Source organism: Butyrivibrio sp. VCD2006 (assembly GCF_000423925.1).
Classification (GTDB): domain Bacteria; phylum Bacillota; class Clostridia; order Lachnospirales; family Lachnospiraceae; genus Butyrivibrio.
Genome location: NZ_AUIX01000023.1, coordinates 60,226 through 72,825 on the forward strand (window position 1 = coordinate 60,226; position 12,600 = coordinate 72,825).

The window sequence follows — 12,600 nt, forward strand, 5'->3', positions numbered from 1 at the left end:
ATAATATGAAGACGGCAAGGACTTTGGATGTGTCAAAAGAGATATTTACCGCTGAATCCAAGGGCTTAGAAGTTTAGAAAGCATGCCGTCTCGGAGGAGTTATGAGGTTTAACGATAGCTGTGCAAAATGCATGTATGACAAGCAATTAAAGAAAACAGATAATAAGGATTATCTCTCAGAAATAAAGGCTGTGTTGGACAATAGGCCTGAAAATATCACAAGTCCTGAGCTTGTACTTTTGTTCAATGAAATACATGAGAAATATTTCGGACCGTTGCCGGATTTTAGTGACATAAAAAAAGAGTATAACGATTTGGTTCTTTCCATGGAGGACAAACTGCGAAAAGAGATTGAAGACAGCGAAGATCCTCTGGCTACAAGCATAGTTATGTGCAGGATAGGAAACTACATAGATTTTGCAGCATTGAATCATGTTGATACAGAAACATTTTTACAGCTCTTTGATGATACGAAAATGCGTGATGATGAGCAGCAGATTTACGAGTCTTTTTGTGATAAATGCTCCAAAGCGAAAAGCTTTCTGCTTTTGACGGATAATTGCGGTGAGATCGTTTTGGATAAACTGATGCTTGAACAGCTAAAGAAAAGATATCCTCAGATTTCCGTAAAGATCATGGTCAGAGGCGGAGAGGTATCTAATGATGCAACCATGGAAGATGCTTTGTACGTGGGTCTTGACAAAGCTGGAGATATTATTACCAATGGCGCACAAATCGCCGGCACAGTATATTCAAGGCTCTCAGAGGAAGCAAAGAATGCTGTGGACAGTGCAGACATCATCTTTTCAAAAGGGCAGGCAAATTATGAATCATTCGCAGGAGAAGGCCGTCATGCTTTTTATACCTTCCTGTGTAAATGCGATTTGTTCATAAACAGGTTTAATGTGCCACAGCTTACAGGAATGTTTGTCGAGGAATAAATTATTCGATTTATTTTGATGAAAACATTTTAAGATTTTTCTTGAAAACAATTTTTAATTCATTTAGCCTTTTCTTAGGACGTCCAAATCTTTCTAAGAGGAGGCTAAATTTGAATAAAGAAGAATTGCATAGGTTCATATCTGAGAGCAAAGGAAATGAGAGTAACATATGCCAGATCTGCATGATGCGAGGTGAAGAACTGATATATGAGGATTGCTGGCGCGGATTTAGTTCGGAAGACGCCGTCAATGTCAATTCAGTTACAAAGGGTGTCATGGCAATACTTGCGGGTATTGCGGTTGATAAGGGTGCACTTAAGAGCATCGACGAAAAGGTCATGTCTTTCTTCCCTGATTATCAGGTCAAGCGTGGTGAAAAGACGATATACGATGTCACGATAAGACATCTTCTTACCATGACCGCTCCATATAAGGGTAAGTCAGAACCGTGGACAAAGGTATGTACTTCAAACGACTGGACAAAGGCAGCACTGGATTTCCTCGGAGGCCGAAACGGAATAACCGGAGAATTCAGATATGCAACCCTTGGAATCCAGATCCTGGCCGGAATCATAGAGCGGGCAACGGGAGAAAAGTGCATAGATTTCGCCAACAGGAATCTGTTTATTCCACTGGGAATCCCTGAGCACACCATTCATGGAGAAAGCAGTAAAGAGGACCAGTTTGATTTTTTCATGAATAAGGGTCCACGTAAGAATGAGTGGTACTCTGATCCGCAGGACACAGTTACTGCAGGCTGGGGGCTTTGTGCTTCCGGAAAGGACCTCGCAAAAATTGGGTCCATGGTCCTTAACGAAGGAAAATATAAAGGCAATCAGATAGTTTCATCGGAATGGATAAGGCAGATGACCACTCCGTATTTGAAGCTTGGCGAGAGATTCGGCTTCATGGAATACGGCTATCTGTGGTACAAGCCTATTCAGGAAAGAGAGGTCTACGCTGCGATAGGCGATAGCGGGAACATTATTTATGTGAACAAAGAACAGAATTTGTCCGTTGGAATGACCGGAACATTTAAGCCGAGAATTTTCGACAGAGTTGAATTCATCGAGAAAAAGGTGGTTCCGATGGCCCTATAAGACTCGGAATGGTCCTAAGGGACGAGGTTAGTGATCCATTTTCTTGATAAGCCCGGAGGATGGATGATCAAGTGAAAAACAGGTCTTTATCAGTGTAGGATAAGGCCTGTTTTTTTGTTTTGTGATATTTTTTTCTTAGGAATAAGGGGTGATGGTTCATGATTCTGTTTGCACTTCATAACAAGATTTTTAATATCATTGCGGCACGCGAGAATCGGTTCACATTTCGTAAGATCATCTAAGCGGAGGAGGAATATATGTCTCTTAAAGATACAGACAAGTTTGAAAGTGATTACGCCAAAATTGAATACATAGAAAAAGATAATGTGGTTTTTCATGTTTGGAAAAAAGAGGCACATTTTGATGATTATCGAAAGCCGGTTATGGCATCCCTTGAAATGCTCAGGTCACACAAAGGAAGCATTTTTATTGTTGATGCAAGAAATGGATTCGAAGATGTGAAGGAAGATGTAGAGTGGGGATTCACATACTTCCTCCCGGAACTCAAAAGAACCGGGTGCGAGGTTTGGGGATTTATTCTTCCTGAGATTTCTGAAATTGAAGGCGAGATAGATCTTTGGACAAACGAGATAGAGAAGAATTTCAGAGTGATAAGGGCTGAGAAATATGAAGATGTTTTCGAACAGATCTAAAGCCTCTGATGATATTCAGGTGGCAATAAATAAGAAATCTTTCGAACTAAATTATAATGGCGGTACCATATGGTGTGAGCATCTCGATGGAATGGGCACCTATGAGCAGGAAGTGATTGATAAGTTTAAAGGGGATCTTCCCAAATTGATGAGACCTTCTGTTTCATCCTTTATGATCGTTAACCTTGATGAAACCGTGATAACAGAAGCTATAGAAAGTGTGATTGTAGATGGCCTTAATAGTGGTAATAAGAGACTTAGGAAAATTGCATTTGTAGGTGTGAGCAAGGATCATCATAAAATTTTCAATGCAATTCATAATCGAAGCGGAGCTATCGTAAGATTTTTGGATGATTACGAGAAAGCAAAAGAGTGGACTATAACGGAATGCTATTAGATAGTTGAAGCGATAGTTTAAGTAAACTGGGAAGTAGAGATAAAAATATGAGTGAATATAGTTATTATAATTTGAGAGAAAAGCCGGAATTAAAGGAAGCAGCAACGAATTGGTTTCATGAAAAATGGGGAGTACCAACTGAAGCATATAAGGAGTGTATTGATGCCTATATTGATGGCGCCAAGGAATATGGCTGGTACCTGTGCCTTGACGAAGATAAAAACGTAGAAGGTCTTGGCGAAGGCAAGATTGTCGGAGGCGGAGATGAAGGCAAAATTGTTGGAGATCCTGACGAAGAAAAAGTTGTTGGTGATTTTGAAGAAGGCAAAATTGTCGGAGGCGTTGATAAAGGTAAAATTGTTGCAGGCCTTGGAGTCATAGACAATGATTTTCATGATAGGAAGGATCTTACTCCCAATGTATGCGCGGTTTACACTGAGGAAGCATACCGCTGCCAGGGAATATCCGGAAAACTGTTAAATAAGGTGGTGGATGATATGAAGTCCAAGGGAATCACTCCGATTTATCTTGTTACAGATCATGTTGGATTTTATGAAAGATATGGGTGGGAGTTCTTTTGCATGGCACAGGGGGACGGAGAACCTGAACCTACAAGGCTTTATATACATAGATGATATTTAATGTAGTTTACTCTATGATTTCAAGGATTTCTGGAATTTCATGGGCGCCTTATGGGCGCCTGTTTTTTATGAAGAATTCACTGGTATCTTAGGGAGTTTGTTTTTATAGAAAAATATCACTGATACCTTATGGGCTTGTTTTTTTAGAGTTTGATTCAAAGCTTGGCATAATGTTGGAGCAGAGCTTGTTTTTGGGATAAATAAACGTAATAACATCAATGAAATATTGATAAAATGAGAAAAATAGCAAAAAAGCAATAAATAATTGATTTGGTTCATATTTGTTGCCTGCTTAGCAACAAGTATACTTGTCATAAGAGGATTTGTTGTCTTATTTGAGGTTCTGAAAATATAGAACAAAGCTTCTCAAGATAATAGACAACAAAAGTGAACACTTGTAAATCATTTGTTGTCAGATAAATGATGATATGGCAACAAATTATACATAATCGACGTGCTTGTTGCCAATCAAGAAATATTCGTGGAAATTTCGTAAAATAAAGAATATAAATTATCAAATAATTGAGAAAACAATCAACAGAAGAGTAGTGTATTGATATTTTTTTAATCATCTACATAATAAAGGTATAAATAGTGAGCTTGAGGCGTGGCTGACTTTTCTTGGCTGCGATGAACCTGAATACATAGTCAGACTTATCATACAGTATCCTTATTTCAAGCCACTATATCAGGATCTGTATGATATGTGTTCCAACATAGAGAGGATGATGAATATGTTTTCAAAAGAGTTGCAGATTCTTGACCGCAATACCATTAAATATATGATAGATGAACTCCAGGAACAGCTTGATGCTGCCAATGATACTATTGCTAATGACAAAGCGACTATATCCAATATGACGAAAACCATCGCAGATCTTCAATCGGAGATTGAAAGGCTGAAAAACAATCAAAAATAGTTAAGAAAACAAAATGGAGTGTACCAGTAAAAAGGGACCATTCGCTTTAATGATCAATGATTATAATGAGCGTGGTCCCTTTTTTGTTGTAAGCTTTATTTTTGCGAATGTATGAGCAGACGGACAAACTTTCATGTTCATCTGTCGACGCTCAGGAGCAAATATCCAGGTGTGTTTTCTGAAAAAACATAGAAAGATAATATGGTAAAATATATCGTTATTAAATAAAAAAATAATTCAAGATTATAAAACCGAAGATCTTTTTCCCGGTACTTATTAGTAGAACCAGGGAAAGGAGGAGAGCGGTTTCGACAACTATAGTAAAAATATTGAATGGAGATATGGAGAATGGATGAAAAGTTGAAAAGAGCCATCGAGGAGATGGCTGAGGGAAAAGAAGAGGGCTTTAATGCGGTATATTCTGCTACATACAATCATGTTTATTTTCGTGCAAAGGCATACATGAAGGATGAAGCTGATGCGCAGGACCTTACACAGATTGTATATATTGAGGCCTACAAGAACATAAAGAGCCTGCAGAATGCGGAGTCTCTTTTCGGATGGTTGGACGGAATCTGCCATAATCAGGGAATGAAAATTTTTCGTAAGAAAAAGGATGTGCTTCCAAATGTTGATGAGGAAGGAAAGGATATCTTTGAGACACTTGAGAGTAATGACATTACATCGCTGCCTGAATTATCGACAGACCAGAAGGAAACAAGCAGGATTATTCAGGAATTTATAGGTGAACTTCCGGAGGTTCAGAAGGCTGCTGTCATCGCATATTATTTCGACGGTTTTTCAGTCGGAGAAATTGCGCAGATGCAGGACTGTTCAGAAGGAACGGTTAAGAGCCGCCTGAACTATGCCCGAAAATTCCTTAAGGATAAGGTTGAAGGAACGGAAAAACGCGACGGTATCAGACTTCATGTTGTTGCACTTCCTACATTGTACTATGCAATCAAGCTTATGTCCGAGAATACAAAGCTTTCAGCTAAAGCTGCAGAGGGCATCTACGTAGGAAGCTGTGCAAAGGTCGGCCTTACACCCGGAGCTATTGCGCTCGGTAATGCAGGAGCAGGTATGTCAGCAAAAATGGCTGTGTCGGGAGCTGTAAAGGTGGCAGAGGCAGGATCTGCTGTTGGAGCTAATGCTGCAGTGGCTTCTTCAGGTGCCGGTGCAGCTGTCGGTTCAGGTGCGGCGGCAGGAACAGCAGGCTCTGGTATTGCAGGTGCGGCAGGAACAGCAGCTGCTACAGGTGCAGGATTATCCCTAAGTGTTAAGACATTGATCATAGCGGGGGCAATTCTGGTGGGAGTAGGCGCCGGGGCTGGTGCGACATATTATGCTGTTAAACAGAATTCGCAGGAAGCTGAGATTATTGAAGATGAAGGGGATGTTGATTCAGAAGAGATAACGAATCAAGATGCTGATGAAAACCCGAATAATGATACAGAGAAAGTGGCGGAGTCTCAAACTAATGACATGGAAGATGATTCAGCTAGTGAAAAAGCTCTGAAAGAAGCACTAGAGGATGAAGAAGTAAAAAATAAAGAGGCAGAGGATATTGTTCTGTCTGAGAGTGCAAAAATACAGATTGTTGATGCTGTTGGGTATTTTTTGCAATTCGGATTACCTGAATCTGATTATGTTACGGGGGCAAGATATTATGCAGTGGAAACGTTATATATAAATCCGGCAGGAAAAGCAGGTTTTCCATGGAAAGAATCAGACAAATTAGATGCTCAGTTTATAAAAGATTTTTATAATTCTTTGGGTATTACAATACCAGATGATTATGATTACGATGATGATGGTGTTACGCCAGATTCTGATAATGTATTTGGACAAGTGGATTTTCCTGAAGATTATATTGTTTTCAAAAATCTTGATATAACGAACAATGGTGATGGGACTTATATTTTAAATGGTCAATATAGTTGGGAATCACCATATTTTGAAACAAGCGATAGTAATGATATTATTTCGTTTATCGCAAAGGCTGTAAGTGGTGGAAATCCTGAGATATTTGACGGACTTATTATTACTGAGTTCAAAGAAGCAGAGGATGATCCAAACAAAAATGAAGATTCTGCGAAGACAGATGATAAAGAACTGTATGAAAAATTCCTGGCAAACTCGGTTCCGGTTCATTTTTCTTCGAGAAATAATAAGGGAGATGTCAGTTATCTTGATTTATCAAGCTATTATGAACAGGATTTATATCTTGATGAGCTTATTGATGCAGTAGTTGGTTATCTTCGAAAGGACTGGGGTGAAGAATTTGTTATTCTGGAAGAAGTCGATTATGCATATATAGATTGTGGAGATGATGAAATCCCGGAATTGGCACTTCATATAATTAGTCCAGTACCGGATATTGAACCCTGGAATGAATATATAGTAATTAAAAACATAGATGGAAGGCTGGAGACTATTTATTCAAATATTGCATGGAGCAGATACACTATAGAAATGAACGAGTACGGCTATATTTCATCTTCTGGTAGTGGCGGAGCATATAGCAACGGTAAGGAGAACGGTTTTCTTAACAAAGAAGGAAATTATTATGACACATACATTAACGATGTAGAAATAAATCCTGAAACGAATGAAGAAACGGATAATGTAACGGGAATGTCCGAAGAAGAAAGTAGTGCAATAGGTTTAACACAGAAAATAAAGGATGGAAAAGTACCAGTTTGGATGAAACTGAAATAAACTTTCACAATCCGGGAATCTTAAGATATTCTTAAAGATTTCCGGATTCTTTTTGTGCAAAAATTTTTTGAAAGATTTTTCAAAAATATAAAACCGAATCAAAACTCGCCGGTACTTATAGATAGAACAACATAATACAATACGGAGGGAGAAAAGCATGAAGAAAACAATTATTTTTACAATCACATTACTTACAATTTGCATCACTGGCTGCGGAAAGAAGTATGATGAGAGTCCGCTGAGTCTTGCAGAAGGGTACAATGCAATAATCAGTGAGGCAAAGGCTGATGGCAGGGAAGAGGAAATTTATGAAATGCAAAATGCCATACAGTCTGAGTATGAGGCAGACATGAAGAAGAGAGCGGAAGAGGAAGCAGAGGTTGAAGCGCAGAAACAGGATCCTCACCCAGAGTGGCTTGTCGATACGACTGAAGTCCATATTGGAACAATTGAAGAAAATGGAATTGGGTACGGAGTTGTGGCACCGGTACCTAGGAAACTCATTGAATACAGAGAAAATCTTCTAAAAGGTGTTGGTCGTGAAATATATAGTGAGGATGTCCTTCCGGGATATAAGAGCTTTGCAAACCTGGATGGAGCTAATATAAATTCAAATGGGGTACACTCTATCAATGTAAAATCTGAGCATGATGGTTATTTTGATCATCATAATGAGAGTGGAAGAGCAGTTAAGGATTTTGCCGATGATGATGTGTTTGGGATTTTTTCGGAAACTGATCATGTAGACAGGGCAAAATCAACCGTCATACGAAAGGGCGGATTTATTTATGTATTTCAACGTGAAGATGCTGTTGTTGATGAAAAGTATGGAGTATCAAAGACATTAAAATTTTACATAATACTTCCCGGAGATGAAACGGATACATATTATGTTCATGCAATTGGTGGAAGAGTATCAATAAACACGCTATATGATGTTAAAGATGCTGCGGATTATGCAGAGGAGTATGTTCAGCTTTTCCAGAAAGAACTTAAGATTGTAGAAGGTGCAGATGTCGAGGCAGCGAAAAACTTACGATAAATTTGAAGTGAAAAGCAAGGTTGCTAGATACCTATAAAACTATGTTGTGATATAATTAACAGGTTGTATGAGGACAGAACATAAGAAAAATGTTCAAGAAATTCGCTTTTTGCGGATGCTTGGAATTAAAATGAAAAGAGGGAAATGAAGATGAAGAAAAGTGGTTTACTAAAAAAAGCGGGAGCATTGCTTCTGGCAATGTCTATGACAGTTGCATCTTTTAGCACATTTGCTCCTGAGACAAAACTTACGGCTAAGGCAGCAGGTGAAACACAGGATACTGCAACTATACTAACGCCTAATTCGGAATGGACAGCATGGACACCACTTGTTGATGAAGGAACACACTTCTACAAAGTGGTTTTGACCGAAGATGGGGAGTTTACATTAAGTGCTGCATTTAAGAATTGTTATGGCGTGAGCGCATTTCTTCGTAAAGAGAGGAACACGGATATCTTGTGTCATGTACAAACTATTTTCGGGACAGAAGAAGATGCTCCTGTGACAGAATCCGATAAACGTGTTTTATCAGCGGGAACTTACTACATTGAAGTTACTGGAAAGGGTGTCAGAAATATAGATAAGGGCAATGGTTACCAGAATTATAAGATACAAATAGGCTTTAATGGTTTTGGAGTATCTGAAACAAATGAAGATAGTTATGATAATCCGAAGGAATATGTTATTAACTCAGTAGTTACAGATTCCGGTACAAGTACAGATCAGGTAGATTGGTATAGATTTAGTATTGATAAGGAAGGGAAATACACATTTAATATTACAATTTATGGAACCTATGAGACATCTCAATTTGAAGCAAAAATCTATAATTCCGATCTTACTGAAGAAAAGTTATCACTAAAAGGTGGAAATCACGATGAGTCAGGTGTTAATCGAACAGGAGAATTATACCTTGTGCCTGGTGTGTATTATATAAAAATAAATGCTAAAGACACAAAATACTCTTTTTCTGTAAAGGGATCTACTATCGAAGCGAGTAAAGTAACCAAAGTGAAATCTTCAAAGAAGAAAAAGGCAGATGTTACCTTTAAGGAAACTACAGGTGTTAGCGGCTATCAGATCCAGTACTCAACAGACAAAAAATTTAACAAGAAAGTTAAAACAAAAACATCCAAGGCTGAAAAGACTGAAAGTGCAGGAAATAGCAAAAGGAAGGTTACAATAAGCAAGCTTAAGAGCCATAAGAAGTATTACTTCAGAGTAAGAACTTATGTTGAAAATAACAATGCCAGATTCTATTCAGATTGGTCAAAGGCAAAGAGTGCAAAAATAAAGTAAATGAAATAAACTATCAAAATCCGGAAATCTCGTAGGTTTCCGGATTTTTTATGCAACAATCTCATCATTTTACTTGCGATTCCTTTTAATCATTGGTATAAATTCACGGGAGCTTAGGTTATATGTAAATAGATGTACAAAATTACATTAATTTGTTGTATGTGTGAAATAATAGTTCAAAAAGCCCCGCATATATGAGTTATTCACTCATATACACGGGGCTGAAGTTTATTTATGAATCATGTTATCGTCTTGCTCTATATGTCAATGCTATTGCTATAGCTGCAATAAGTGCTATGCAGCAAGCAGCCAGATAAATATATGCTGTGGGTGATACGGTAGTCGTTGACATGCCTTGGAAGTCAGGACCACCACCCGGGAATCCGCCGGTGCTGTTGCTATCGGAAGAACCACCCGGGAACCCGCCGGCATTGTCGTTATCGGAAGAGCCACCCGGGCCACCTGATCCGCCGGGACCGCCGCCACCTGCCATGCAGCCCATATCCGAAAGGGTAATGGAGGAGGCATCAATAAGTGCCTCGGAATCTGCTTCCTGGGCGGAATCGGTTGAGCCGATGGTCCCGTCAAGCTGGCCCTGTATGCTCTGGCAACGAAGCTCGACAAAAGATCTTATTGTCTCAACTGCTTTATCAAATTCCTCTGTAGTGCAGAACTTAGTAGGATCCTTATCTACATAATCGCGGATCATGTTGTAAGTAGTATCGATGAGGTCTGTAAGATAGCCGCTTGTGTAGAATTGCTCGAGGAACTCAGCATAATATTCGTGGTACATTTCAAGGTACTCGTCGCAGGAAGTAATCCATGTGAACATAGGTCTGTCGTTGCTGCCCTCGGTTACTGAGAGAGGTGTGTCGATTGGATCGTTTACAGCGCCGCTTGCGTCATTTGCAGTGAAGGTTCCGTATGCGAGGTTATAATCCCAGGGAATCATTGACAATACACCATTTTCCTCGTAGAGGTAGAAGTTGTGGATCATGCTGCCTGTATAGCTGTCGCCGTTTACAACAAAATTGTGAACTACCATGTATCTCATGACTTCATCAATATCGATTGCTTCAGCGATAGCCTCAGCATCCTGATTCTCAATGCCTTCGTTCAGAGCTTTTAGTGCACTTATGAGCCTTGTTTTATCCTTCTTTTGGATGGATGTTTTAGCACTGTCAAAAATGGTAGAGTAGCTGTCTACATCATCGTCAATGTATTGCAGCTTCGCATCGCTGCTTCCCATGCCGAATCCGCCGGAATCTCCACCTGGGAATCCACCTGGACCGCCACCCTGTTCCATCTTTTCCTTGAATGCTTCAAGATCTTCCTCTGACATATTATCAGGATTGAAATCCCCTGTATCTGAACTATCGCCACCCTCTGATTTCTTGGATTCAAAAGGATTGTCAATTCCCATCTTGTCAAAATCCATATCCTTCATGTCGAAGCCACCGCCGTTACCGCGGCCGCCGCCCATTGACATGGTGTCAGGTTTGTAGAGCTCTCCGTAGTTTGTGCCATTATTTCTCTCGAGGAAAGAATCCTCAACAGCTTCAACTGCAAGGTACAAACCCCAGTCCTCGCCATTAACTGTGATGTAAGTGTAGCTTACAAGAGGAGCATCTGCGCCGAACTCAGCCATGAGCTTGTAGGCTATATAGTCCTTCATCATGGTGTAGTCCTGGATCAGATTGTTCAGACAAAGCTTATCAAGCCCGTAGTAATTGGTGCTCGACTGAAAAGCGTCGAATTCTATCTTAAAACTGTATCTGTCGCTATCCAGCTGTGAAACAGTGGAGAGGGAAGTGTTTCCTTTTCCTCTGATACCGACGTTCTTAATTGTCTCTCCATCAATTACGACGTCAGCAGCCGAGTACTCCTCAGAGGTTGCAGTGCTAAGGAAACTCTCCCAATCATCAATCTGAATATCAATTGTGTGAACGTAGCTGTCATCGAAGAGCTTATCAGCATAATCCATGGAAACTGAATCATCTGCTGCGATGCCGATAGAAGCGCCGTTCATGAAAATTACTGTCACAAGAATCGCAAGGATAGTAACGAAAATACAGACTCTGTCTATATTCTTGTGTGTGGACATTTGAAACTCCTTTATATGTTCTTTCTTATGTTTCGGCGGGCATAAAGTATTTCACACACTTACAAGCAAGCTTGTAGTGTGTTTATACTTTCGCCCATTTTATCCCATATACTCGCCGTTGTAGCTTACAAGTACTGCGCTGTTAACGCCTTCCATGTCAGCAAGTGCATTTATGAAATCTGTGTTGTCTTCCTTAAGTCTTACTTCATAGTTGATCTCGAGGTTACCCTTCTGGGCGCTCTTACTTTTAACAACCATACGGTTAACGGTGTTCTTGATAAAATCTGATGCCTTGACCTCAGCCTCGTGACCTGTGCAGTTAAGAACAATTATGTAAGGCATAACGTGTGACTTTTTGTTTGCGAAAACAAGAAGGATGAGACCGATTATCACACTTCCGAAAACTGCCAGCGGGATGAAGCCTGCTGCAAGGACGATGCCCACTGCAATTGACCAGAACAGGAAAGCAATGTCCAAAGGCTCCTTGATCGCAGCCCTGAAACGAACGATTGAAAGGGCGCCGACCATACCAAGTGAAAGAACTACGTTACTTGTTACCGCGAGGATAACGAGAGTGGTGATCATTGTGAGTGATACAAGTGTTACGCCAAAACTGGAGGAGTACATAACTCCCTGATAAGTTTTCTTATATATAAGGAAGATGAAAAGTCCGATCGCAAAAGCAAGAACCATGGCAAGTGCCATATCAAGTACGCTGATGCTGCTTACATTTTCCAAAAAGCTTGATTTAAAGATGTCATTGAAACTCATTTTTTATTCTC

General features: G+C 39.8%; 11 protein-coding genes. 9 read left to right on the forward strand and 2 right to left on the reverse strand.

What is annotated here, in order from left to right; genetic code table 11:
• The first annotated feature begins 101 nt into the window (after positions 1-101).
• The 9 genes from G586_RS0110015 to G586_RS0110055 all read left to right on the forward strand — a co-directional run bounded on the left by G586_RS0110015 (position 102) and on the right by G586_RS0110055 (position 9,714).
• Positions 102-941 carry a damage-control phosphatase ARMT1 family protein gene (locus tag G586_RS0110015; protein ID WP_026527660.1) on the forward strand — a complete coding sequence of 280 codons (840 nt, stop codon included), beginning with the start codon at positions 102-104 and terminating at the stop codon, positions 939-941.
• 110 nt (positions 942-1,051) lie between these two features.
• Positions 1,052-2,041: a serine hydrolase domain-containing protein gene (locus tag G586_RS0110020; protein ID WP_026527661.1), complete on the forward strand. Its 990-nt coding sequence runs from the start codon at positions 1,052-1,054 to the stop codon at positions 2,039-2,041.
• A gap of 257 nt (positions 2,042-2,298) precedes the next feature.
• Positions 2,299-2,694 (forward strand): hypothetical protein, encoded by a 396-nt coding sequence (locus tag G586_RS0110025; RefSeq protein ID WP_026527662.1) that lies wholly within the window; start codon positions 2,299-2,301, stop codon positions 2,692-2,694.
• Positions 2,669-3,091, forward strand: a complete 423-nt coding sequence (locus tag G586_RS22480; RefSeq protein WP_196811577.1) for a hypothetical protein — start codon at positions 2,669-2,671, stop codon at positions 3,089-3,091. The genes G586_RS0110025 and G586_RS22480 overlap by 26 nt, the downstream gene beginning before the upstream one ends.
• Before the next feature lie 47 nt (positions 3,092-3,138).
• Positions 3,139-3,726 (forward strand): GNAT family N-acetyltransferase, encoded by a 588-nt coding sequence (locus tag G586_RS0110035; protein ID WP_026527663.1) that lies wholly within the window; start codon positions 3,139-3,141, stop codon positions 3,724-3,726.
• A gap of 740 nt (positions 3,727-4,466) precedes the next feature.
• The gene (locus G586_RS24895) at positions 4,467-4,652 is read left to right on the forward strand and encodes a hypothetical protein (RefSeq protein WP_051204702.1); all 186 of its coding nucleotides are present in this window, start codon (positions 4,467-4,469) and stop codon (positions 4,650-4,652) included.
• Positions 4,653-5,000: 348 nt separating this feature from the next.
• A complete protein-coding gene (locus G586_RS24900) occupies positions 5,001-7,373 on the forward strand; it encodes an RNA polymerase sigma factor (RefSeq protein ID WP_196811578.1) in 2,373 nt (790 codons plus the stop codon).
• A 157-nt stretch (positions 7,374-7,530) separates the two neighbouring features.
• A complete protein-coding gene (locus tag G586_RS0110050) occupies positions 7,531-8,415 on the forward strand; it encodes a hypothetical protein (RefSeq protein WP_026527666.1) in 885 nt (294 codons plus the stop codon).
• Positions 8,416-8,565: 150 nt separating this feature from the next.
• Positions 8,566-9,714, forward strand: coding sequence for a hypothetical protein (locus tag G586_RS0110055; RefSeq protein WP_026527667.1), 1,149 nt, complete (start codon positions 8,566-8,568; stop codon positions 9,712-9,714).
• A 244-nt stretch (positions 9,715-9,958) separates the two neighbouring features.
• Here the strand turns inward: G586_RS0110055 and G586_RS22495 are convergent, their stop codons facing one another.
• Together G586_RS22495 and G586_RS0110065 are read right to left on the reverse strand one after the other, a co-directional pair.
• Positions 9,959-11,818 (reverse strand): CotH kinase family protein, encoded by a 1,860-nt coding sequence (locus G586_RS22495; protein ID WP_051204703.1) that lies wholly within the window; start codon positions 11,816-11,818, stop codon positions 9,959-9,961.
• Positions 11,819-11,917: 99 nt separating this feature from the next.
• Complete coding sequence (locus tag G586_RS0110065) at positions 11,918-12,589, reverse strand: DUF4956 domain-containing protein (RefSeq protein WP_026527668.1); 672 nt, start codon at positions 12,587-12,589, stop codon at positions 11,918-11,920.
• Positions 12,590-12,600: the final 11 nt, after the last annotated feature.